Raw genomic sequence first — 24,293 nt, 5'->3', positions numbered from 1 at the left:
ATAGCCGTTCGGCATGTGTCTCGATAAAAGCGGGCGGAAATGGAACTCAGGCAGTTAAGAACGGTTTTGGCGATCGCGGAAACCGGCAGCCTCACCAAGGCGGCGGAACTGCTGCATGTCGTGCAGCCCGCCCTGTCCCGACAGCTGAAACAGCTGGAAGACGAACTGGGCACTCCGCTTTTCGAGCGCAACCGGCTCGGGATGGTACTGACCGTGCCAGGGCGCCGGTTTGTCGATCAGGTGCGGGTTTCCCTTAAGGGGCTCAATGAAGCCCGGGCCGGCATCGGCGCCGCAAAATCGGATCTTCTTGGCACCGTGTCCATCGGCATGCTGCCCGGCCTGGCAGCCGCGCTTGCCGGCCCACTCGTCATTGCGCTGCAGCAGCAGTATCCCAATCTCCGCGTGCGCATCGCCACCGGCTTCTCGGATTTCCTGCAAGAAGGCCTGGAGGGCGGCAAGCTTGATATCTGCCTCATGGGCGACTATCTGCAATCCGAACTTCTGCAAACCTCGCCCGTTTATTCCGAGCCCATATACGTCCTCGGCCTGCCGGGATCCGGATTGTCCGAGGACGCCCCGATGACGCTCGAGGCAGTCTCCAGAATGCCCATGGTGGTTCCGGAAGCGCGCAGCTTGCGCAACGTGATAGACCGGGCCTGCACCATCCTTGGCGTCAACCTGAATCTGGTTGCCGAGTCGGACAGCACTGCGGTCATTCTCGAACTGGTGTTACGCGGCGTCGGCTACACCATCCTGCCAGTCATCCCCATCATGACGATGCTGGCCGAAAAGCGCATCGAAGGCGCTCCCATCATCAGCCCCACGCTGCAACGCACCGTGATCGTCGGCACCGCCGTCCTGAACCGCAATCCCCGCATCGTCAATGCCCTGCATGCCGAGCTCATCCGCGTGCTCGAGCCCTACATCAAACAGTTCGACCACGTCGGCGTACGCTGGCTGGCTGACTGAATACCCCCTCTGCGCGCGAACCCGGCACGCACCGGGCCACGGCCGAGCTATGCTCAATCGCTATGCCCCTCGTCAAAATTAGTTAATTGTCCCGAGACGGCTCGCCCCCCTAACATCCTTCGAGCGTCGTGGCGTCGCCAGCAGACAAGCCATGCACCCAACGGGTGTATGTGCCGTCCGCCTGCCGGCCGGCCGCGGCCACAGAATCTTGGGAGGCGAATGTGCAGAATTCCTCTAACAGCACACACACAGCGGGCGACGAGGCAGTCGGCCCGGAGCAGTACTTCCAGCGCATGCTCGAACAAGGGCAGTTCATGATTCAGCGCTGCGAAACAACCGGCCGCGCCGTTTTCTATCCTCGAGCCATATCCCCATATGGCGGCGGACGCTTGCGCTGGGAAACCGCCGATGGCGGCGGCACCATCTATTCGACCACCGTCGTGCGCCAACGCCCCGAACGGGGTGGGAACTATTGCGTCGTCCTGGTGGACCTTGACGAAGGACCGCGCCTGATGAGCACCGTTGTCGATATGGAGCCCCTGGCGGTGACGATCGGCATGCGAGTGCGTGCGCAAGTGCGCCGCCAGTCCTCTGGCGTGCCGCGTGTGGTGTTTGTGCGCGCGGACTGACCGCGCGGCCCATGATAATTGGAATGATTTGATGGCTACTAGTACAAGAGGGGCCTCGGCGATTGTCGGGATCGGCGCCACGCCTGGCTGGAACAGCCCCGGGTTCTCGGCTTTGGACCAACTCGGCATCGCCGTTCAGGCGGCGGCGGCCGATGCGGGCATCGGCGTGGACCAGATCGACGGCTTGTTCACGTCCACACTGACGCATTTCATGCCCGCCCTGTCCGTGGCGGAGTATCTCGGCATCCATCCGACCTATATGGATGGCACCAACATCGGCGGATCCTCATTTCTGGCCCACCTGTTGTCGGCCACGCTTGCCCTGCAAGCCGGGCTGTGCAAAGTGGCCTGCATTTGCTATGGGTCGAACCAACTGTCGGCGGGCGGCAAGCTGACCACCCTGACCGAACCCGCGCCCTGGGAGGCGATGTATTCGCCGCGCAACCCCATCAGTGGCTACGCCTTGGCTACCGCGCGCCACATGCACCAGTACGGAACCACGCGCGAGCAGTTGGCCAGCGTCGCGGTCGCTGCGCGCCAATGGGCGCAGCTCAATCCTGCCGCTCACGAGCGCGGCCCCATGAGCATCGCCGATGTTCTGGATTCCCGGCCCATATCCGATCCTCTCACGCTGCGGGACTGCTGCCTGGTGACCGACGGCGGCGGAGCGATGATTCTCGTCGCCGCGGAGCGCGTGCCGGAATTTACCAACACGCCGGCCTATGTTCTGGGTGTCGGTGAGGCAACCACGCATCGCCAGATTTCGAGCATGGAAGACCTCACAGTCACCGGTGCCGTGCAATCCGGCCGACGCGCTTTCGAGATGGCGCGCGTCGCGCCACAAGAGATCGACGTCCTGCAGCTCTATGACGCATTCACCATCAACCCGATTCTGTTTCTTGAAGACCTGGGTTACTGCGCCAAGGGCGAAGGTGGCGCGTTCGTGGCGTCAGGCGTGACCGCGCCCGGTGGTGCACTGCCGGTCAACACCAACGGCGGCGGCCTGTCCTGCAATCACCCGGGCATGTATGGCATCTTCGCGGCCATCGAAGCCGTGCACCAGATCCGCCGCTCCGCAGGCGCCAGACAGGTTGACGGCGTCGATCTGGCCCTGGCCCACGGCAATGGCGGCCAGTTGGCCAGCCAGGTCACGGCGATTCTCGGATCGCGCGCCACCCTGTAAACGCTGAAACCGCGGACACAATCATGAGCAGCACAACCAGCACGCAAGTCGTCACCTACCATCTTCAGGCCGACGTGGCCTGCATTTCAATCGACAACCCGCCTGTCAATGCGCTCTCTCAGGCAGTGCGGGCGGGCCTGGAATCCGCCATCGCCGCCGCGCAGGCCGACGCGAGCGTCAAAGCCGTGGTGTTGCTGTGCAAGGGAAAGACTTTCTTTGCCGGTGCCGACATCAAAGAGTTCGCCCTCCCGCCCCAGGAGCCTAAGCTGGCCGATGTCATACAGTGCCTGGAACAATCGCAAAAACCCGTGATCGCGGCCATGCACGGAACCGCGCTGGGCGGCGGGCTTGAGGTCGCGCTTGGCTGCCACTACCGCATCGCCACACCGGACGCCCGCTTCGGCCTGCCCGAAGTCAAGCTCGGCCTGTTGCCCGGCGCGGGTGGAACCCAACGCCTGCCCCGCCTGATCGGTGCTGCCGAGGCATTGGAGATGATCGTCGACGGAAAACCGATCTCGGCCCAACACGCGCTGCGCATCGGCTTGGTCGATGAGCTTGCCGATGCGGATCTGGCAAGCGCGGCATTGGCCCTGGCAAGACGGGTTCAGCACGAAGACCTGGCGCAGCGAAGAGTGAGCGCCTTGGCTGCCCCCGAGGCAGATTCAGAGCTCTTCACTGCTGCCGAACAACGCCTGCGGCAACGACACCGCGGCTTTGAAGCGCCGATAAGTTGCGTGAAAGCGGTGCGCGCGGCGGTGGAGCAACCCTTTGACAAAGGGTTGCAGATCGAGCGGGCCTTGTTCGATGAACTGAAAGCATCGCCACAGTCACGCGCACTGCGCCATGCCTTCTTTGCCGAGCGTCAATTGCACAAGCTGCCGTTTGCGGCCAAGGCCAGGCCCGTCAGCCGGGCGGCGGTGATAGGCGCCGGCACGATGGGCGGCGGCATTGCGATGTGCTTCGCCAACGCCGGCATACCCGTGGTGCTGCTGGAGAAAGACGCCGAGCGTCTCAGTCAAGGCCTGGCGCGCATCGAAGAAAACTACGCCAACTCCGCTCGGCGCGGCCGGCTCAGCGCAGGCGACGTCGCGCAGCGTCTCGCATGCATACAGGGCAGCACACGCTTCGAGGATCTGGCCGACGTGGATCTGGTCATTGAAGCGGTGTTCGAGGAAATCGGGCTCAAACACGAGATATTCAAGACGCTCGATCTGGTCTGCAAACCCGGCGCCATCCTGGCCTCCAACACTTCCTACCTGGACATCGACAATATTGCGAGCGCCACGGGGCGGCCCCAGGACGTGGTCGGGATGCACTTTTTCAGTCCCGCCAACGTCATGCAGTTGCTGGAGAACGTGCGCGGCTCCGCCACCTCTGACGACGTGTGCGCCACCGTCATGGAAGTGGGCCGCCGCCTGGGCAAGGTCGCCGTGCTGGTGCGCTCCTGCGACGGATTCGTCGGCAACCGCATGTTGAGCAAGCGCACGCGCGAAAGCTATTTCCTGCTCCAGGAAGGCGCTTCGCCCTTTCAGATCGACCGAGTCCTGCGCGACTTCGGCCTCCCGATGGGACCGTTCGCCATGGCGGACCTGGCAGGCCTGGACGTGGGCTGGCGCAATCGCCAGAGCCGCCTGCGGAACCTGACGCCGCGCGAGCGCGAGTGCGACATGCTGGACCGCATGGTCGCCGCGGGCCGACTGGGCCAGAAGACCCAGGGTGGCTTCTACGACTATGACAGCGACCGCAAGGCCACCCCGTCACCTGCTGCCGAAACACTGGTCGCCGCACACCGCGCAGCCTCCGGCCGACAGGCGCGACAGATCTCCGACCAGGAAATCCTGGAGCGCTGCCTGTACTCCATGATCAACGAAGCCGCCTACATCCTGGAGGAGAACATCGTCGAACGCGCCTCCGACATCGACGTCGTCTGGCTCAAGGGTTACGGCTTTCCCGCCTATCGGGGCGGCCCGCTGTGCTACGCGGACCAGATCGGCCTGCCTGCCATCCTGGCTGGGCTGCGCAAGTACGAAGCCGAGCACGGATCCCAATACTGGAAGCCAGCCAATCTCATCGTCAAGCTCGCTCAGGAGGGGCGACGTTTTCACGATGGCCCTGCCTGAAGCCGTGCACACGCAATAAGAGAGAGCTCGTCAACGGTGTCCTCAAGGGATGCAGGCACGGTCGATACCTGACCTGCGTGGGCAGCGGACCAGGCATATACAGAGGTTTTGATAAATACAACAACCCGGAGACAAGCGTGTCTGACAAGCAACTGCATCGCATCCCTTTGAGCCGCAACCTGGCCGCCATCATCATCTGCGGCAGCAGCGCCCTGCTCGCGCCTGAAGTCGCGGCTGCCGCCGATTGGCCCGACGGCAAACCCATCACCATCGTCGTCCCGTTTTCGCCTGGCGGCTTCACGGATCTGGTTGCGCGCCGCTTCGCTCAGGACCTGGGCAATGAGTTGAAGACGACCATCGTGGTTCAGAACAAGCCCGGCGCCAGCGGCCAGATCGGTACTGCGCTCGTCGCGCGCGAGAAGCCGGACGGCTACAACCTGCTCATCACGGCCACGCAGCACGTGATCTATCCCGGCCTGCAACCCAACCTGCCCTACGACCCGAAGAAAAGCTTCTCCAACGTGGCCATTCTGGCTTACGCGCCTAACGTCCTGCTGGTTCCCGCCAAATCTCCCATCTCCAACGCCAAGGAATTCACGGCCTACGCCAACAAACAACCTGGCGGTCTGGCTTTCGGCTCCAGCAGCGTGGGCGGCTCGGCGCACATGTCCGGCGAACTCTACAAAATGGTCGCCGGCGCCAATCTGCGCCATATCCCCTACAAGGGCGCCGCGCCTGCCGTCACCGACCTGATAGGCGCGCAGATCCCGGCGGCATTTCTGGACGCAACATCGGCAGCCGCCTTCATCCGCTCGGGCGACGTCAAAGCCCTGGCCGTCACCTCAAAAGACCGTCTGCCCAGCTTGCCCGATGTCCCCACCGTCGCCGAATCCGGCTATCCGAGCTATGAATCACAGGCCTGGATAGGCCTCTTCGGCCCCGCCGGCATGCCGACACCCATCGTGCAGAAACTGAACCAGATCGCCATCGACAGCGCCCACACCGAAGCCAACATCAAATGGCTCAACGACAACAATGCCACGCCGGCCAAGCTCTCGCCGGCACAGGTCACGGGCTTCGTCGACGCCGAGCTCGACAAATGGAAAGCCGTCATCGACCAGGCGCACGTCACGGTCCAATAGCACGGTGAGGCGCTCGCAAGCGGGCGCCGTAACCCCAAAGCGGCCCGGGCCGGCCGCAAAGGCCGGCCCTTCGGGTCGATTGGGCGCAGGAGTGCCCGCCGCCGTTGATCCCGCTGCGCGACCGCCCGAGGCGTCTTAGCAACAGAGCAATTCACGGCAAGGCGTTGACGATCGACAACAATGGTTGAGATGGGCCGGCCAATACTGACTTCGTCCTCGAAGACGCCGTGCCGAACACCTGTCCACAGAAGAGCGCGAGTCGATCTCTCGAGGGCTCGCCAGTGGCGCGAGTTATCGAGCTATCGGCCGCGAGTGGGGCCGCTCAGCGTCGTCGGCGACCGAAACCTTACCTCCTAGCCACTGCGCCGGAGCTGCGCAAGGTCGTGATATTTGTGTTGGAGGCTGACTGGTCCCAGAGCAGATTTCGGGATGGCTGAAACGTCGATCGCCTGACGGAAAGACCATGTGTATTTCGCACGAGGCAATCTATCGATCATTGTTTGTTCAAGCCTGCGGGGTACGACGAGAAGAGCCGTACCTAGTTGAAGGAATGTACGGTACGTTGCATCCGCAGGCACTGTCGTACTGGCTTGGAGTAGCTGCGATCGGCCAAGTGACTCAGGCTTACGCACGGACGCACTTGTGGTTAGTGGCCGCTTTCGGCCATTAACGGTCCCACACAATGCGGGGTAGTTCCCACCCGTCAAGGCAGATTTCGGACGTTCATACCGGCCCGAGGTTGGACAAAGCCCACGTCTTGCCGAATAACGCCATCTCGGGCCTATAGGTATAAAAACCCGCCTCAATGCCCCCCTTTTTTCCTCGTGCGCATAGCTGGGGCTCGACGAGCCCGGCCGTCGCCGAGTTCCCGAGAAGCAGTTGAGTTGGATATATGAAGGATTGGGGGGAGTGAGCCGATCTTGTCTCTCTGGTTCAAAGCCGAGCATGGCGACACGAATTCAAGCCGCCCCCCCAAAAGACTATGTCGAACGGAAATTGCGCTTGAGCTTTCGAATTGGCACCACCGGACTTAGCTCTCCCCTTGAGCCTCAACATCAGTGGCGCCTCCATCGCTATCGCACTCTCTTGACTTTCCCATCCTGGTAGACCTCAGAATTTCTCCCCTTGGACTGGGCTTGGGTGCCACGAATAGTAGGTTGCCAACCTGCCAATGATCGGAGTTCGCCCAAAGAAGATAGCCGCTCCATTTTTGCGATGAACTGGTAAAGCGACCACGATGAAACTTACCACCTCCAGGCAAGAACTCCTTCGCAACATCCGAGCCAGACATCGACGGTTTCGCGTGGAACTTGCCACCGTCCCCCCAAGTGTCCGGAGAGTTTTCCCCGAAAAAGCTCGCCGCGAGAACGCCGACGCGTCCATGGTGATGATCGACGTGATTCTTTGGAACACGATGATCCTGCAGATGGCGAACGACCCGACGCCGCCAGTCTTCTTTTATCAAGTGGATCCTATGCTGAGGAGGGCCGAGCACCTCTCGCCCGTATTCCAACGCCGTTTCGCTGGCACATGTCATCATGAATTGGCACAGCTAACAGCCAGCGGTCAGGAACGGCTGCTAGATTGCGTTGCCCGTCACTCGAATACCACCCTCTTTGACCCCTCGGTCCGGTCGTTCGAAACTCTCGGCCGCAGGATCCAGTGCTTCACCTCAATGGCCTACGCTGAAGCTTTTTCGCGGTTGCGCCATTGGAAACTAATCATGGAACTCGTGCGAGCCTCCAATAGTCGCTGCTCTGGTCGTCCCGCCGCAAGATAAATGGCGGCGGGCATCCAATGTCGCGCGCGGCATACCGACACATCCGGGCGGGCCGGCGGACGTCTATGCTCCAGTGCCCGATGGCCTCGTGTCCTCTCGCCAGCCCCCTCCCAGAGCCTTGTATAGCTCGATAAGATTACTCAGCCGTGCCAGCCGGGTTTGCACCAGAACCTGCTGCGTGCCATACAACGTGCGGTAGGCATCGAGCAGCGTGAGGTAGTCGTCTTCGCCTTCAGTAAACCGCTGATCGGCTAGCTCGTAGGCGCTGCGGCTGGCTGCCATCGATAGCTGCTCCGAGTGAATCTGCGCGTCGAGCGTGCGCTTGCCCGCCAGCCCATCGGCCACTTCGCGGAAGGCTGCCTGGACGGCCTTTTCATAGTTGGCGATCTCGATGCGTTTTTGTACATGCGCCACGTCAAGATTCGCCGCCAAGGCGCCGCCACGGAAGATGGGCACTGTGATCCGGGGCAAGAAGCTCCAGGCGCCCGAGCTGGCCCCGAAAAGTCCGTCTAATGAAGCGCTGGCCGTCCCCGCCGACCCCGTCAGGCTGATCGTCGGAAAGAACGCGGCACGCGCGGCGCCGATATTGGCATTGGCGCCCCGCAGCGTCTGCTCAGCCGCGCGAATGTCGGGCCGGCGTGCAAGCAGTTCCGATGGCAATCCGCTCGGCAAGTCAGTGGGCACGATGCCGTCGGGTAGCGTGGTGGCCTCGTCCAGTTGTCGCGAAAGCGCCGGCGTCAGCGGCTGACCCATCAACAGCACGAGAGCGTTGCGGTCCTTGGCCGCCTGCCGCGTGTAGGCCGCGTGATGGGCCTCGGCATTGCGCAGCGTAATCTCCGCCAGGCGCAGGTCGAGCTGCGTGGCGTTGCCGGCTTCCACAAGCCGGGCAGTCAGTTCGTATGAACGCTTCTGCGTGGTCAGGGTGTCGTCAGTCAGACGCAGCAGTTCCTGGTCGGCGCGTAGCGTGAGGTAGGCAATGGCCACTTCGGACAGCAGGCTCATCTGCGTGGCGGTGCGGGTTTCAGCCAGGGCCAGATATGAGGCCAGGGCCTGGTCGCTAAGGCTGCGGATGCGGCCCCAGAGGTCGAGCTCCCAGGCGGCCGTTACGCCTGCCAATTCGTAGCGCCGGGCGACACGGGCAGCGCCTGTGGCGTCAAGGTCGGCCGGCACGCGCTCGGCCGCGGCGCTGGCGGAAACGCCCAGGTTTGGCAGCATCTCGGCGCGTTGGATTCGGTACATCGCCTGCGCCGCTTCGACATTGAGCGCGGCTTTGCGCAGATCCCGATTGTTGCTCAACGAGACTTCGATCAATTGCTGCAACAACGGATCGCGGAAAAAATCCCGCCATCCGATGTCGGCGGCGACCGCCTCGCCGGGCTTGCTGAATGCGGAGAGATCATAGGCAGCTCCCGAAGGGTAGGTTGCGTCGATGGGAGCCGCCGGGCGCTCATGCGTCGGCGCCAGGGAGCAGCCGGCCAGCGCGGCAGCTAGGGCAACTGGCGCCAGGGGCCGGGCTTGGCGGCAGAGTGAAAAAAGTGTCTTCATGTCCAGTATTTTCCTAGCGGTCAGGCGCGCTGGTCGATTGAACCGGTGCGGGTTTCAGGGGCGACACGGCGCAAGGCCAGCTTGCGCACGACGACGTAGAACACAGGCGTCAGCAACAAGCCGAACAGCGTCACGCCCAGCATGCCGGCGAAGACCGCGATGCCCATGGCGTGGCGCATCTCGGCACCGGCGCCGGTGGCAAGCACTAGCGGCACCACGCCGGCGATGAAGGCGAAGGAGGTCATCAGGATGGGGCGCAGGCGCAACCGCGCCGCTTCCAGAACCGCGGCCAGCGGCTCAGCACCTTCGATTTCCTTGGCGCGGGCGAATTCGACGATCAAGATCGCATTCTTGGCCGCCAAGCCAACCAGCACCACGAAGCCGATCTGCGTGAAGATGTTGTTGTCGCCGCCCGAAACCCAGACCCCCGCGATCGCCGACAGCAGCGCCATCGGCGCAATTAGCAGCACCGAGAAAGGCAGCGACCAACTGTTGTATTGGGCCGCCAGGATCAGGAAGGCCAGCAGCACCGCCAGCGGGAAGATGTACAGCGCCGAATTGCCCGCCTGCTTTTCCTGGAAGACCAGGTCCGTCCACTCGTGAACCATTCCTTCGGGCAGCGTATCGCGAACGATCTTCTCGATCGCGTCCGTGGCCTGGCCCGATGAATAGCCAGGCGCCGGGCCTCCGCTGATGTCCGCGGAGGGGAAGCCGTTGTAGTGAACGATCCGATCCGGGCCTGATCCACGCGTGATGGTCACGAACGCGCTGAGCGGAATCATGTCACCGGCCGCGTTACGCACCTTGAGCAGGCCGATGTCCTCGGCCTGCATGCGAAACGGCGCGTCCGCTTGGGCCATGACCCGATAGGTGCGTCCGAAACGATTGAAGTCGTTGACGTAGAGCGACCCCAGGTTGATTTGCAGCGTCTCGAACACGTCGGTCAGCGACACGCCCAAGGACTTGGCCTTCACCCTGTCGACTTCCACCCCCAATTGCGGGGCGTTGGTCTGGAAACTGGCAAGCATGTTCGCCAGTTCGGGAACCTGCATGGCCTTGCCCATGATCTCGCTCTGCGCCTGCGCCAACGCTTCGAAGCCCAATCCTGCCCGATCTTCGATCTGCAGCTTGAAGCCCCCCATGGCGCCCAGTCCAGGCACCGGAGGCGGCGGGAAGATGCCGACAAAGCCATCCGGGATCTGGCTGAACTTGCCCATCAGTTTTCCTGCGATGGCGTTGGCCGTAAGCGAAGCGTCCTTGCGCTCGTCGAACGGTTTAAGCATGGCGAACATCAGCGCCGAATTCGGCACGTTCACCGGACCGTTGACCGAAAGGCCCGGGAAGGCCACCACGCTTTCCACGCCGGGCTCGGCTAGCGCGATCCGGGACATCTCTTTCACGACGGCCTCCGTGCGGTCGAGTGAAGCGCCGCTGGGCAACTGGGCGATGCCGACGAGGAAGTACTTGTCCTGGGCCGGCACGAATCCATTAGGCACCTGATTGAAACCCAGCCAGGTCAAGCCCACGAAGCCGGCGTAAAGCAGCAGCACGATAGCGCTACCGCGCACCGCCCGCCGGACGGCCGCGACGTAGGATTCCGAAGCTCTGTCGAAAAACCGATTGAAGCGTCGAAAGAACCCGCCGAACACGCTTCCGATGATCCGCGTGAGCCAATCGGACTTGGCCGTCTCGTGATGCGGCTTGAGCAAGATCGCGGCAAGCGCCGGGGACAGCGTGAGCGAATTGATGGCCGATAGAACGGTTGAGATGGCGATCGTCAAAGCGAATTGGCGATAGAACTCGCCCTGCAGACCTGAGAGGAATGCCGACGGGATGAACACCGCCGCCAGCACCGATGTAATGGCCAGAATCGGCCCGGTCACCTCGTCCATGGCTTTTCTGGCGGCCTCCTTGGGTGGCTCGCCCAGCGCCATATGGCGTTCCACGTTTTCGACCACCACGATGGCGTCGTCCACCACGATGCCTATCGATAGAACAAGGCCGAACAGGGACAGCGTGTTCAGCGAGAAGCCGAACATGTGCATCACGGCGAAGGTGCCCACCAGCGACACCGGCACCGCCACCAGTGGAATGATCGAGGCGCGCCAAGTCTGCAGGAACAGCACGACGACGATGACGACTAGGGCGATGGCCTCCAGCAGCGTGACGGCCACGGATTGCAGCGAGGCGCGCACGAAGACCGTGGGGTCATAGGCGATCCGGTACGCAATGTCCTCCGGAAAGCCCCGCTGAAGCTCCTGCATCTTGGCGCGGACAGCATTGGAAACGTCGATGGCGTTGGCGCCAGGGCTCTGGATGATCTGCAGGGCCGGGGCCGACTCGCCATCGATCAGGCTGCGCAGGGTATAGGCATCGGCGCCCAGGGACACGCGGGCGACGTCGCGAAGGCGGGTGATCTGGCCATCGGCGCCCGTCTTCACGACGATTTCGCCGAACTGTTCCACACTGGCCAGGCGTCCAAGCGTATTGACGGTCACCTGGAAAGCTGCCGACGTGTCCGGCTGCTGCCCCACGGATCCCGCGGCGACTTGCACGTTCTGTTCACGCAAGGCCGCCACCACGTCGCTGGCAGTCAACCCGCGCGTGGCGACCTTGGATGGGTCCAGCCAGACTCGCATGGAGTACTCTCCGGCGCCCCACACCAGGACATCGCCGACACCGGGCAGGCGCGCGAGTTCGTCGCGCACCTGCCGGATGGCGAAGTTCGACAGATAGAGCGGGTCGTACCGCTTTTCCGGCGAGACGATGTGCACGACCATCAACACGTCCGGAGACGTCTTCTGCGTGACGACGCCGATGCGCTGTACTTCCTCGGGCAGCCGCGGCAAAGCGCGCGAGACCCGGTTCTGTACCTGGATCTGCGCCATGTCGGGGTCCGTTCCCTGCTTGAACGCAACGGTGAGCACCATCCGGCCATCGGTGGCCATCTGGGAATTCATGTAGAGCATTCCCTCAACGCCATTGATCACTTGCTCAAGGGGGGCTGCTACCGTGTCGGCGATCACCTCGGGATTGGCGCCGGGGTAGCTAGCCGTAACCTGTACTGTGGGCGGCGTGACGGCGGGATATTCGCTCAGCGGGAGTTGCCAGAAGGCGATGGCCCCAGCCAGCAGCATGAGCAAGGACAGGACGATGGCGAAGATCGGCCGCGCGATGAAGAAGTGTGGGAATTTCATTGGCGCGCCTCCCTCGGACCGGTGTCGTCTGCCTTGGCGCTTGCCGAGGCGTGCGTCGGGGTCGCATCCGAGACGGCGGCCTGCTGCATGGGCACCGGGCGGGGCTGGACCGCCATGCCGGGGCGCACCAGCCCCTTGATGACAATCCTGTCGCCACTTTGCAAACCGGTATTGATGACGCGCAGCCCTTCCTTTATCGGGCCCAGCTCGACCGCGCGATACTGGGCCGTGTTGTCCTTGCCCACGACCAGCACATAGTTCTTCCCTTGGTCAGTGCCCACTGCCTGATCGTCCACCAGGATGGCCGGTCGCTTGTCGCCCGTCACAAGCCTGGCCCGGGCGAACAAACCCGGCGCCAGCTGACCATCGGGGTTCGGTATCACGGCGCGGGCGCGGATCGTGCCGGTACTGCGATCGATCTGGTTGGACACAAAGTCGAGCGTGCCTGTGTAGGGGAAGCCCTTGTCCGTGGTCAGCCCCACGGCGACAGGCAGCACCGGATTGGCGCTGACATCGGGCCGGGCGTGTCTCACAGCGTTGAGGTAGCTTGCCTCGTCAATGTCGAAGTACACGTGCACGGGATCGATCGACACGATCGTGGTCAGCAGCGTTGCAGTGCCCGCCGCACCGCCGCTGACCAGATTGCCTTCGGTCACCAGCACCCGGTCGACACGTCCGGAGATCGGCGCGGTAATGCGCGCGTAGGAGAGATCTAGCCGCGCAGCGGCAACGGCCGCCTTGGCCACCTGCACCTGGGCTTGGCTGGCGTTGCGCGCCGACAAGGCATCGTCGTAGCTTTTGCGCGAAACCGCGCCGGTAGATACGAGCCGATGGGCCCGGTCGAAGTCGGCCTGGGCTTGGCCGGCCAGCACCTCCGCCTGGCGCAATTGAGCCGTGGCGGTATCTAACGCGACTTGAAATGGACGCGGGTCGATCTGGAACAGCTGTTGTCCCTTACGTACCAGGCCACCTTCGGGAACGCTGACTACATCGACGGCTCCGCCCACGCGTGAGCGCAGCTCGACAGTCTTGGGAGCCCTCAGAAATCCTGTGAAATCAGTCGACGGCGCGATGGTGCGCACAATGACCTCCGCCACAGGCACCTGCGGCCCCATTGGCGCCGGCGCTTTGCCTTCCTCCCCCGAAACCTTGCTGGGAACGAACGCAATGGTTCCGGCTGCCGCGATGACACCCGCCAGCACGGCAATCTTCAATTTTCGACGCATGAATAAGCCCTTTCCATGCAGCAGGGCGTCGGCCTTTCCGAAACCTCTCTGCAAGATTTTTCGGGAGGTTAGACATTGCAGCGACTGGAAGGTCAAGGCTTTCGTATGTGTTCCTGCAAGGTATTGACATTGCAATCGTTGGAAAGAATAGATTGATCCCGTCGGTTGAAGGCCGACACGTTTCGAGCTATCGAACCCACCTTGAGAACTTGGAGAAACCATGCAGAATAGTCACAGCGCCGAGCATCATTCTCACGCGGCAAGTATCACTTCTTCCTTCGACGATAGTCCTTCCACAGAGGCATACCGCGCCGTCAATGAACGCATGCATGCGGACATGATGATCGACGCCACGGGCGATGCCGACGTGGATTTCATGCGAGGCATGATTCCTCACCATCAAGGTGCCATCGACATGGCGAAAGTGGCGCTTCTGTATGGCAAGGACCCGGTGGTCCGCGCCCTGGCCGAAACCGTGATCCGGGCCCAGGATGGCGAAATCGCAATGATGCGGGAGTGGCTCGACGCGCAGGGCCAGCGATGAAGACGGCGCCCGGATATCCCTCGCGACTTCTCGTCTACACCACCCCAACGTGCCCGGATTGCTTAGCGCTGAAGAATTGGCTATCCCGACAGCACATTGCATTTGAAGAACGTGACCTCACCGATCCGGAGATCGCAGCAGAGGCCAAGTCGCGCACGGGCGTGCGGGTTGCGCCTATTTCGATCGTCGGCGAGGATGTGTTCTACGGCACGTTCCAAAGCCAGAAGCCTGGCTTGATGAAGGCGCTGGGCATTCTGGCCGAAGATTGAAGGAACCCAGGCATGAACATCAAAACGGTCGATATCCGGCAGGCGCGAACCAGGCTGCCGGCTCGTGATGGGCAGTCCATTCTTGAGACTGCGCTTCAAAATGGTATTCCCTATCCGCATGGCTGTCGTTCCGGCCGCTGCGGAAGCTGCAAATCGCGCTTGATCGAGGGCGAGGTCGAGATGCTCCCGCACTCGCGCTTTGCATTGACCAATGAGGAGAAGGCCGGCGGCCTCATCCTTGCGTGCCGAGCGGTCCCAAAAACCGATGTCGCGGTGGCCTGGGTCGTGGCTGCGGGCGAAGCCGCTCCAGGCCCGGCTCAAAAGTTGCAAGGCATGGTCGTCTCCATTGACGACCTGACCCACGACATCAAGCGCTTCAGGATTCGTCCGGATGGCGCCGCGCTTGCTTTTTCCGCAGGGCAATATGCCGATCTCGGATTCGGAGAACTGCCGTCGCGCAGTTACTCGATGGCCAACCGACCGGGCGATCCTGAACTGGAATTCCATATTCGCCGGGTGCGAGGCGGCGCGGTTTCGGACTATGTGCATGCTTTCGTTAAGACCGGGGACCGGGTTGCACTCGAAGCGCCACGAGGTGCTTCGCATCTTCGCGAATATCACGGCGGGCCGATGCTCTGTGTCGCGGGAGGATCTGGATTGGCTCCCATCAAGTCGATAGTCGAAACCGCTCTCGCCCATGGTGTGCGGCAAGCGATCCATATCTATTTTGGCGCACGGACAGAGCGGGATCTTTACCTTGTCGAACACTTCGAGGGCCTAGCCCGGCAAAACGCCAATCTGTTCTTTACCCCCGTGTTGTCCCGGGCGAAGACCACGCCGCGTCGCCAGGGCATCGTTACACAAGCTGTCGCGGATGATCTGCCGGATCTCGCCAACTGGAAGGCCTATGTCGCCGGGCCGCCGCCAATGGTGGATGCGGCCATGGAGAGCGCGTTCGCGCGAGGGCTGAAAGCCGAAGACATGCACGCCGACGTGTTTTTCACGCCGCAGGACCAAGCCGCGTCCGGAGCGGCGGAATGAAATCATGCGCTTGACCTTCCTAAGGTTGGAAGCTTTAACGTATCCCTCATGCCTACTTTGAACTATGGGAGCAAGCCATGAGCATGCCAAGTACCCGTGACGCTCGCGCCTTCGCCGCTACGATAAGCCTGCCTATCGAGGGCATGACCTGCGCAAGCTGCGTTGGCCGGGTCGAGGCCGCCCTGACCAAGGTCGAGGGCGTCGGCAAGGTGTCCGTAAACCTGGCCACCGAGCGCGCGGACATTGTCGCCGTCGGCCCGGTCGATCGCGTGGCGTTGATCCAGGCGGTCGAAAAGGTGGGCTACGACGTGCCCGCCGGCACTGTCGAACTGGCGGTCGGGGGCATGACTTGCGCTTCGTGCGTGGGCCGCGTCGAAAAGGCGCTGAAGGCGGTGCCCGGCGTCACGCAGGCGACGGTGAACCTGGCGACCGAGCGTGCCACAGTGCACGGCGTTGCCGCGGCGCAAGACCTGATCGCGGCCATCGAAAAGGCTGGCTACGAGGCGCGTCCCGTCGATACCGGCGCGCACGCTGAAGAAGCTGCTGCGCAAAAGAAGGATGCCGAACGGGCGGAACTCAAGCGCGACCTGATCCTAGCCAGCGTGCTGGCCTTGCCGGTGTTCGTGCTGGAAATGGGGTCGCACATCATCCCCGGTATGCACGAATGGGTCATGAACACCATCGGCATCCAGGAGAGCTGGTACTTGCAGTTCGCGCTGACGCTGCTGGTGCTGACCGTTCCGGGCCGACGCTTTTACCTGAAGGGCTTTCCGGCGCTGGCACGTTTGGCCCCGGACATGAATTCGCTTGTGGCGGTCGGCACCGCGGCAGCGTTCGGCTATTCACTGGTGGCCACGTTTGCCCCGGGCCTGCTGCCGGAAGGTACCGTCAACGTCTATTACGAGGCGGCCGCCGTCATCGTGGCGCTGATCCTGCTGGGGCGGTATCTGGAGGCGCGTGCCAAGGGACGGACCTCCGAGGCCATCAAGCGTCTGGTCGGCCTGCAAGCCAAGGTTGCGCATGTCTCGCGCGATGGCCGTGTCGTGGACATTCCGATCAGCGACGTGGCCCTGGACGATATTGTGGAAGTCCGGCCTGGCGAGCGGGTTCCGGTCGATGGCGAAGTGACCGAAGGCCGCAGCTTCGTGGACGAGTCGATGATCACGGGCGAGCCCATTCCCGTCGAGAAAGAGGCAGGCAGCGCCGTCGTTGGCGGTACCGTCAACCAGAAGGGTGCACTGACGCTGCGTGCCACCGCCGTGGGCGGGCAGACGATGCTGGCGCAGATCATCCGCCTGGTCGAACAGGCACAAGGTTCCAAGCTGCCTATCCAGGCGGTGGTCGACAAGGTGACGCTGTGGTTCGTGCCGGCGGTGATGGTCGCCGCCGTGCTGACCTTCCTGGTCTGGCTCGTGTTCGGGCCCTCGCCGGCTCTGACCTTTGCGCTGGTCAATGCCGTGGCGGTGCTGATCATCGCTTGTCCCTGCGCCATGGGTCTGGCCACGCCGACCTCAATTATGGTCGGCACCGGCCGAGGCGCCGAGATGGGCGTGTTGTTCCGCAAGGGCGAGGCGCTGCAGTTGCTCAAGGATGCCCAGGTGGTGGCCGTGGACAAGACCGGCACGCTGACTGAAGGCCGGCCTGTCCTGACCGATCTGGAAATCGCTGCGGGCTTCGACCGCAACGAGGTGCTGGCGAAGGTGGCCGCGGTGGAATCGCGGTCGGAACATCCGATCGCACGTGCCATCGTCGAGGCCGCCGTGGAAGACGGCGCCGCCCTTCCGGCAATGACGGATTTCGAGTCTGTCACGGGCATGGGCGTGCGCGCCATGGTGGGTGGCGCCCGCGTGGAAGTGGGCGCCGACCGCTACATGCGTGAACTGGGCCTGGACGTGGGCGGCTTTGCGCAAACCGCCGAGCGCCTGGGCGACGAAGGCAAGTCGCCGCTGTACGCGGCGATCGATGGGCGCTTGGCCGCCGTCATCGCCGTCGCCGACCCGATCAAGCCCAGCACGCCCGCGGCCATCGCGGCGTTGCATCAACTTGGCCTGAAGGTCGCCATGATCACCGGCGACAACGCCCGTACGGCCCAGGCCATCGCCAAGCAATTGGGCATCGATGAAGTGGTGGCCGAAGTGTTGCCGGAAGGCAAGGTGGACGCAGTGCGCCGGTTGAAGGCGGCGTATGGCCAGATCGCGTTCGTGGGCGACGGCATCAACGACGCTCCGGCGCTGGCAGAGGCCGACGTGGGCCTGGCCATCGGCACCGGGACCGACGTCGCGGTCGAGTCCGCTGACGTTGTCCTGATGTCCGGCAACCTGCTGGGCGTGCCCAACGCCATCGCGCTGTCGAAAGCCACCATCGGCAACATCCGCCAGAACCTGTTCTGGGCCTTTGCCTACAACACGGCGCTGATCCCCGTGGCGGCCGGGGCGCTGTATCCCACCTGGGGCGTGCTGCTGTCGCCGGTTTTCGCGGCCGGCGCCATGGCGATGTCGAGCGTGTTCGTGCTTGGCAACGCGCTGCGCCTGCGCCGCTTCCAGCCACCGCTAACAACGGCTGCCGGCACCACTCATTGATCAGGAGCAAACCATGAACATTGGCGAAGCATCAACGGAGTCCAAAGTCTCAGCCAAGATGATCCGATACTACGAGCAAATCGGCCTCATTCCAGCTGCGGACCGCACCGAATCGGGCTATCGCACCTACACCAAGGCCGCCGTCCACCGGCTGCACTTCATCCGGCGCGCTCGCGACCTTGGGTTCTCGGTGGCCGAGATCAGTGAATTACTGAGCCTGTGGAATGACCACTCGCGTCAGAGTGCCGACGTGAAGCGCTTGGCCCAGGCGCACATCACCGAGCTGGACCGGCGGATCGAGAGCATGCAACAGGTGTCGGAGACACTGAAGACGCTCATTCGTTGCTGCTCCGGTGACGAACGGCCCGACTGTCCCATATTGCTTAAGCTTGAGCAGCCCGACCACGGCGACCCGAAGCGCGAAGCGCATATTCACGCCGACCTGCGCCGCCAAGTCGATAGTGGGTTGAACAAGCGTTCGCCATCGCATTAACGGAGAACCGCATGCCCAAAATCACCGTACTTCCCCACGCCGACCTTGCCCCCGAAGGCGTCACTTTGGAAGTACCAGTCGGCATCTCTGTTTGCGAAGCGCTACTGAAAAATGGCGTCGAAATAGAGCACGCGTGCGACATGAGTTGCGCGTGCACGACCTGCCACTGCATCGTACGCAAGGGTTCTCATTCTCTCAATGAGGTCGAAGAGTGTGAAGACGACCTGCTCGACCGAGCTTGGGGGCTAGAGGCGCAGTCGCGCTTGAGTTGCCAAGCAATCGTGGCCCACGAAGACCTGACAATCGAAATCCCCAAATACACGGTCAACCATGCGAAGGAGAACCACTAAACCTCGACGTGCCCTTGTCCCGATCATTCCACCCGCCGCAAGACGGCGGTTCGATTCGCCTTGACCTTCCAACCGAAGCAAGCGCCAAACTGCCAAGCATTCCCAACACGAAAGGAGCTTTTCATGCAATTTCATCTTGATGACATGACCTGCGGCGGCTGCGCCCGTACCGTCACGAAGGCGGTTCAGTCCGTAGATCCAGGCGCCACCGTCACCGCGGACCCACCCACCCGTCTGATCCAAGTCGACACTTCAGCCTCTGAGGCGCAGATTGTTACGGCCCTGCGCGAGGCAGGTTTCCCGCCTCGCGCCGAGTAACTGCAATCGCGTTAGAACCCTGTTACCGCGGCACAGCATGTGCCGCAGCTGATCCTGTTTGGCGGGCGCGAGTGTCGCGACCGCATCGTAGATCATCCACTTTGCAGCGGTCCAGACCTGGGTGAAATTTTCGCTGCCCGTGTCGGTCAATTAGGCCCGCATGAACTGGCTGTCTTCCTCATCGGGCGCGGAAACGCGTAGAAAGCACTATTCGCATCGACGCGAAACTAGCTGCCAATACTAGCGACCTTCTCGAGAGAGTGCCCGCATGAACGAAACCTCTTACTTCGTGCAGATTGAGCGGAAAGAGGTACGAGCGACGACAGCAACCATAAAGTTCGGCTCCCACACTCCGTTGGCGAACGGCTCGCGACGCCGAAGGTAGTGCCAACAAACAAAACCCCGAACCAGCACCCTCGAATTGCTTTTCGCTTTCACCGACCGGACGACGGGTCAGCCAATCACGCACTTCGACGAGGAATTGACGCAGGAACTCCACGTGTTGGCGACCGACAGTAATTTCTCGAGCTTCGTGCACGAGCATGCCAGCAAGCTTGGGCCAGATGGGCGATTTCGGGTCACGATGCGCTTTCCGAAGCCGGGAACCTATCATGTCTACGCTGACGCCGTGCCGTCAGGACTCGGCCAACAAGTCGTACGCTTCGACTTACCTGTGGGCACATCCACGGCCCCAGCTGCGCCAAAACAATCGCCGGTCGATACCGAACAAGGATCTGACGGCCCTTATACTGTTAAGTTGGGCACCTCGACTCTCCGAGCTGGAGCCGAGAGCATGATGGCGTTGACGATCCTGAAGGACGGCAAACCAGCAGGGGACGTCGGGCTTTATCTCGGAGTGCCGGCGCATGCCGTGTTCGTGAGCATGGACGATCTCAATTACGTTCACGCTCACGCAATGGGGGGGTGGCGCTTCGAACGGCAACCACGCCTCAAGCGGGTCGCATGACGAGTCGATGGCTGCTATCCCAGGCGAACTAGTGCTTCACGCGACGCCCCCTCGAGCGGGTCAGTATGCGCTGTGGATCCAGTACAAAGGCGGTGGCCAGGTGCGCACTGTGCCATTCCTCGTCGCTGTTCAGGCAGCGTCGTGACGTAACACAGCATTTTGGCAATAACAAAGAGATCCTGTGCTCCGATTCAACACGCAAGTTTGTGAGTGTCCGCTTCGGGTCGAGATCCGCCATTCGTGAACGACGGCATTTGGCCGTTTCAGGCCTCCCCGTCCTGTTTAGCAGCTAAACACCACGAACGGTCCCCCGGAATACATCGCAGAAACCGGTCAGGTCATTCGCCAGTATTGACCTGCACAGCCAATAGCCGCTAGGATTGCAGGCATGACTATTCGCTCCAACTCCCTCCTTTCGCTGGTTCGTGCATGTTGTCAGAACGTGCCGAGGGGAGACTGCGTCTGGCAATAGCTACACGTTGAATCAATCGCCTCTGGCCGCCCGTTGCAAAACCGGCGGCCTTTTTGTTTTTGTCTGCGCCCTTCAATACGGAGAAAGCTGATGCCACTTGCGTTGTATGACACCTGGTCGCGTACCGTGCGCTCGTTCACGCCAATCCACGCTGGCCATGTCGGCATGTATTGCTGCGGACCCACCGTCTATGACCATGCGCATATTGGCAATCTAAGAACGTATGTGTTTGAAGACATTCTGCGCCGGGTACTCATTCGCAATGGCTACGAGGTCCGTCACGTCGTTAATATCACCGACGTCGGTCATCTGACTTCGGATGCCGACGAAGGCGAAGACAAGATGGAAAAAGGTAGCAGACGGACCGGAGAGTCCGCATATGCTATTGCTCAGCGCTACACCGAGGCCTTCGTCGCGGATTGGCATGCCCTCAACTTGCTGGAGCCGACGGTATGGTGCCGCGCGACCGATCACATCGCCGAACAGATCGCGTTCATCGGCGAGTTGGACCGGTCCGGCTACGTGTATAGGACCAACGACGGTCTCTATTTCGACACAAGCAAACAGGATGATTACGGTTTTCTGGCCCGGCTCGACCGTGCCGGCCTGCAGGCGGGCAAGCGCGTAGCACTTGGCGCGAAGCAGAACATCACGGATTTTGCGCTATGGAAATTCAGTCCGGAGGGAGTGACACGGCAGATGGAATGGGATAGCCCATGGGGGCGTGGATTTCCGGGCTGGCATATTGAGTGCTCGGCCATGTCGGCGAAATACCTCGGCACCTGGTTCGACATCCACTGTGGCGGAGAAGACCATATCGCCGTGCATCACAGCAACGAAATTGCGCAAACACAAGCGGCCCACGGCACTCGTCTGGCGAACTTCTGGATTCACGGACATTTTCTAACACTCAATGCCGACACTAAGATGTCGAAGTCGAGTGGGGATTTTGTTCGCTTGCAGACCTTGCGCAGTCGGAACGTCGATCCGCTTGCCTACCGTTACCTGTGCATGACAGCTCATTACCGGAGCAAGCTGCATTTCAGTTGGGCGTCTCTTGATGCAGCGCAGACAGCCTTGAACCGGCTGCGACGTCTCTATTCCGGTTGGTCGGACGGTGGCCGCATCGATCCGGATTTCGCCGCGCGCTTCAACGCCGAATTGAATGATGACCTGAATCTGCCGAGAGCATTGGCCGTGCTATGGGAACTCGTCAAGAGCGAGCTCCCACCTGCGACCTTGAAAGCGACTGTGGACAGCTTTGATTCTGTACTGGGTCTAGGGTTACGCGATTGGAACCCAGTTGCGTCTGACATTCCGGAAAGTATCCGGGGGCTGCTCGGTGAACGCGCTCAAGCCCGAGTGGCAAAGAACTGGGCAAAAGCCGATGAGATACGGAAGATGTTGAACACCCGAGGCTGGAGAGTCGAGGATGGCAACGACGGGCAACGCCTGACTGAAATCGCCACACCCCCCAAAGATATCGAAAGCTAGTGGTAACAGCATGGACGCCCAACTGAATGTCCCGTTGGCGCAGGCTCGATTGACCGTTGTGGGTCGGAAGCGGTCTGTCGTCAAAGACGGCTCCCGGCCAGAGCCGGCCATTCATATACAGCGTGTTAGGACCGACGCGCAGCGAAAACTGCGGCATTGAGTGAGGCACAATGATCGAAGCATCGGACGTTTACGGAACACGTGAAATGGAGTATTCCTTGCCCCCACTGCCTCCTCCCTCTGTCCCTCAGTCCTTATGCGACATGCTCAAGGACTATCCGGACTGTGTCGAGCGATTGCAAGACTGCCTGAACAGATATGTAGGCAACCCTTCCTATCGAGACCTATTTAGAGGCGCCATTTTGGCGCTTCAAGGCACGCTGCAAACCTTATCAGCCGAAGCTGGCAATAAACTCGCTGCTGCCAAAGTCACCGACGATACGGGAATGATCGCCAGCGCATCCAAGAGGCAACAGCAGCTATTTACTGCGGGATGGTTCGTCTTCGAGATGGTGGATATGGAGGACCTTTGGGCTTACTTTCGGGCAAACAAGGACGCTTTCAGATGAGCACTCCTGTGTATCGGTTGAGCCAAGGTATGCGGTCAATTAGAGACGCCTCTCAGCATACGCGAGCCGTTGAACTTGACATTCTCTACCGTAAAGTCATTGAACTTGGGCGACGCTTTGTTTCCTGCCCTCATATGGAGCTTCCATCTCCGGCCACAATCCGCCGTTGAAGAAGCAATGAGGTGCGATTGGGTGGCACTCGCCACACAGCAGCCGTTGGTGAGCGCACTTTGAAGCGTCCGCTTCGGGTCGTGGGCGGACGCCTGTGTGCGCCTGCTCGCGGCCAGAAGCGGACACTGAAAAAGTCATGCCAAGCGACTGCTTGCGCTCCGAAAGATTTCACCTTGAGCCCGGTGCACCACTTCGATCCTGGACCGTCCCACGCGGTCTGGGGTCCATGGGAAGGCTCGCCGATCCAGCCAACCGTACCTGTATCAATTCCAGCAGCGCCCGAACGCGCGCAGTCACGGAATGGCGATGGCTGTATGCCCCCAGCAATTGCAGGGGCGCGGGACACAGGTCCAGTGGTACCTCTTGCAATCGGCCCGTAGCAAGGTCTTCCTGGCAGGGATAGGCCGCCACAATCGCGAAGCCGATGCCTTGGCGTGCGCCTGCCACGGCCAACTCTCCGCTGTTGACGCGGTAGCGGCTGCGTACCGGCACCTTGACGATTTCGCCTGTGGCGTCCTGAAATTGCCAGGGTTGGCCCTTCAGCGCACTGAGGGTAGTGATACAGGGCAGAGACTTCAGCTCACGAACGTGGCGTGGCATGCCGGTCCTGGCCAGCAAGGAGGGGGCAGCAACCACGATGCTGGGCAGTGTGGCGAGTTCGCGGGTGATGAAGGCACTGTCCTCCTGATGGCCCCGGTGGAAGACGATGGAAAGGTCAACATCCTCTCGAAGCACTTCCAGTCCGGTCATCACGGTATCGCATTCCAGCTCGATGCCTGGATGAAGGCTACAGAATTCGGCGAGGATGGGAGCCAGCAGTTTTGGTGCTTCGCCGGGCATGCACATTTTCAGAGGGCCGCGCAGTTCGCCCTGTACCGCACCAAGCTCTTCCTGCGTGGAGAGCAGAGTGTCGAGCAAGGGCTTGGCGCGTTCGTAGAGCAGTCGACCGGCTTCCGTCATACGCAGATGGCGGGTGCTTCGTTCCAGCAGGCGTGTGCCGAGTTTACGTTCCAGTGCGGCAACGTGGCGGCTGACGTTGGATGAGGGGATAGCCAAAAGACGCGATGCGCCAGCAAAGCTCTGCTCATCAACAACTGCTGTATAGACGCGGACGGTATTCAGATCGAGTGCATCGCGCATTGATTATCCCGCATGAGGTATGAAAGCGTCCCATTTTTGCATGCTAGTTCTCTTTTATGGCGAAATCTAAGATGCCATTATGTTCGATGCGACAC

Annotated in this window: 21 protein-coding genes; 17 read left to right on the top strand and 4 right to left on the bottom strand. The window is 61.7% G+C overall.

Annotated elements, in window-relative coordinates; genetic code table 11:
• The first annotated feature begins 39 nt into the window (after window positions 1-39).
• The 7 genes from HV753_RS07345 (at window position 40) to HV753_RS07315 (ending at window position 7,823) form a co-directional block, all read left to right on the top strand.
• Entirely contained in the window at window positions 40-969 is a 930-nt protein-coding gene (locus HV753_RS07345) for a LysR family transcriptional regulator (protein WP_175173809.1), read from the top strand.
• Between the two features lie 221 nt (window positions 970-1,190).
• Complete coding sequence (locus tag HV753_RS07340) at window positions 1,191-1,598, top strand: Zn-ribbon domain-containing OB-fold protein (RefSeq protein WP_246288186.1); 408 nt, start codon at window positions 1,191-1,193, stop codon at window positions 1,596-1,598.
• Between the two features lie 31 nt (window positions 1,599-1,629).
• Window positions 1,630-2,781: an acetyl-CoA acetyltransferase gene (locus tag HV753_RS07335; protein ID WP_175173808.1), complete on the top strand. Its 1,152-nt coding sequence runs from the start codon at window positions 1,630-1,632 to the stop codon at window positions 2,779-2,781.
• A 23-nt stretch (window positions 2,782-2,804) separates the two neighbouring features.
• Window positions 2,805-4,901, top strand: a complete 2,097-nt coding sequence (locus HV753_RS07330; protein ID WP_175173807.1) for a 3-hydroxyacyl-CoA dehydrogenase NAD-binding domain-containing protein — start codon at window positions 2,805-2,807, stop codon at window positions 4,899-4,901.
• Between the two features lie 137 nt (window positions 4,902-5,038).
• Window positions 5,039-6,043 carry a Bug family tripartite tricarboxylate transporter substrate binding protein gene (locus tag HV753_RS07325; RefSeq protein ID WP_175173806.1) on the top strand — a complete coding sequence of 335 codons (1,005 nt, stop codon included), beginning with the start codon at window positions 5,039-5,041 and terminating at the stop codon, window positions 6,041-6,043.
• Between the two features lie 238 nt (window positions 6,044-6,281).
• A complete protein-coding gene (locus HV753_RS31375) occupies window positions 6,282-6,449 on the top strand; it encodes a helix-turn-helix domain-containing protein (protein WP_175174616.1) in 168 nt (55 codons plus the stop codon).
• 831 nt (window positions 6,450-7,280) lie between these two features.
• Window positions 7,281-7,823 (top strand): ClbS/DfsB family four-helix bundle protein, encoded by a 543-nt coding sequence (locus tag HV753_RS07315; RefSeq protein WP_175173805.1) that lies wholly within the window; start codon window positions 7,281-7,283, stop codon window positions 7,821-7,823.
• A 63-nt stretch (window positions 7,824-7,886) separates the two neighbouring features.
• Here HV753_RS07315 and HV753_RS07310 read toward each other — a convergent pair whose 3' ends face one another.
• Genes HV753_RS07310 through HV753_RS07300 form a run of 3 tightly spaced genes read right to left on the bottom strand, consistent with a single transcriptional unit; the run spans window position 7,887 to window position 13,887 of the window.
• Window positions 7,887-9,368, bottom strand: a complete 1,482-nt coding sequence (locus HV753_RS07310; protein WP_175173804.1) for an efflux transporter outer membrane subunit — start codon at window positions 9,366-9,368, stop codon at window positions 7,887-7,889.
• A 20-nt stretch (window positions 9,369-9,388) separates the two neighbouring features.
• A complete protein-coding gene (locus HV753_RS07305) occupies window positions 9,389-12,565 on the bottom strand; it encodes an efflux RND transporter permease subunit (protein WP_175173803.1) in 3,177 nt (1,058 codons plus the stop codon).
• Entirely contained in the window at window positions 12,562-13,887 is a 1,326-nt protein-coding gene (locus tag HV753_RS07300) for an efflux RND transporter periplasmic adaptor subunit (protein ID WP_281370972.1), read from the bottom strand. The genes HV753_RS07305 and HV753_RS07300 overlap by 4 nt, the downstream gene beginning before the upstream one ends.
• Before the next feature lie 124 nt (window positions 13,888-14,011).
• Here HV753_RS07300 and copM point away from each other — a divergent pair, with 124 nt between their 5' ends.
• The 10 genes from copM (at window position 14,012) to HV753_RS07250 (ending at window position 22,887) form a co-directional block, all read left to right on the top strand.
• Entirely contained in the window at window positions 14,012-14,335 is a 324-nt protein-coding gene (copM, locus tag HV753_RS07295) for a CopM family metallochaperone (protein WP_175173802.1), read from the top strand.
• Complete coding sequence (locus tag HV753_RS07290) at window positions 14,332-14,604, top strand: glutaredoxin family protein (RefSeq protein ID WP_175173801.1); 273 nt, start codon at window positions 14,332-14,334, stop codon at window positions 14,602-14,604. Before copM ends, HV753_RS07290 begins: the two co-directional genes overlap by 4 nt.
• Window positions 14,605-14,616: 12 nt before the next feature.
• The gene (locus HV753_RS07285) at window positions 14,617-15,645 is read left to right on the top strand and encodes a 2Fe-2S iron-sulfur cluster-binding protein (RefSeq protein ID WP_175173800.1); all 1,029 of its coding nucleotides are present in this window, start codon (window positions 14,617-14,619) and stop codon (window positions 15,643-15,645) included.
• A 77-nt stretch (window positions 15,646-15,722) separates the two neighbouring features.
• Window positions 15,723-18,224 (top strand): heavy metal translocating P-type ATPase, encoded by a 2,502-nt coding sequence (locus HV753_RS07280; RefSeq protein WP_175173799.1) that lies wholly within the window; start codon window positions 15,723-15,725, stop codon window positions 18,222-18,224.
• Window positions 18,225-18,237: 13 nt separating this feature from the next.
• Entirely contained in the window at window positions 18,238-18,717 is a 480-nt protein-coding gene (gene cueR / locus HV753_RS07275; RefSeq protein WP_175173798.1) for a Cu(I)-responsive transcriptional regulator, read from the top strand.
• Window positions 18,718-18,728: 11 nt separating this feature from the next.
• Window positions 18,729-19,067 (top strand): ISC system 2Fe-2S type ferredoxin, encoded by a 339-nt coding sequence (gene fdx / locus HV753_RS07270; protein ID WP_175173797.1) that lies wholly within the window; start codon window positions 18,729-18,731, stop codon window positions 19,065-19,067.
• Window positions 19,068-19,190: 123 nt separating this feature from the next.
• Window positions 19,191-19,385, top strand: a complete 195-nt coding sequence (locus HV753_RS07265; RefSeq protein WP_175173796.1) for a heavy-metal-associated domain-containing protein — start codon at window positions 19,191-19,193, stop codon at window positions 19,383-19,385.
• Window positions 19,386-19,806: 421 nt separating this feature from the next.
• Window positions 19,807-20,352 carry a hypothetical protein gene (locus tag HV753_RS07260; RefSeq protein ID WP_175173795.1) on the top strand — a complete coding sequence of 182 codons (546 nt, stop codon included), beginning with the start codon at window positions 19,807-19,809 and terminating at the stop codon, window positions 20,350-20,352.
• Between the two features lie 562 nt (window positions 20,353-20,914).
• Complete coding sequence (gene cysS / locus HV753_RS07255; RefSeq protein ID WP_175173794.1) at window positions 20,915-22,318, top strand: cysteine--tRNA ligase; 1,404 nt, start codon at window positions 20,915-20,917, stop codon at window positions 22,316-22,318.
• Window positions 22,319-22,488: 170 nt separating this feature from the next.
• The gene (locus HV753_RS07250) at window positions 22,489-22,887 is read left to right on the top strand and encodes a hypothetical protein (protein WP_175173793.1); all 399 of its coding nucleotides are present in this window, start codon (window positions 22,489-22,491) and stop codon (window positions 22,885-22,887) included.
• A 339-nt stretch (window positions 22,888-23,226) separates the two neighbouring features.
• On the opposite strand, the gene HV753_RS07245 is transcribed toward HV753_RS07250, so the two are convergent.
• The gene (locus HV753_RS07245) at window positions 23,227-24,198 is read right to left on the bottom strand and encodes a LysR family transcriptional regulator (protein WP_175173792.1); all 972 of its coding nucleotides are present in this window, start codon (window positions 24,196-24,198) and stop codon (window positions 23,227-23,229) included.
• Window positions 24,199-24,293: the final 95 nt, after the last annotated feature.

This window comes from Achromobacter pestifer (genome assembly GCF_902859625.1).
GTDB classification, from domain to species: Bacteria; Pseudomonadota; Gammaproteobacteria; order Burkholderiales; family Burkholderiaceae_B; genus Achromobacter; species Achromobacter pestifer.
The sequence above is the reverse complement of the archived record's forward strand: the minus strand, read 5'-3'. Positions and strand labels throughout refer to the sequence as shown.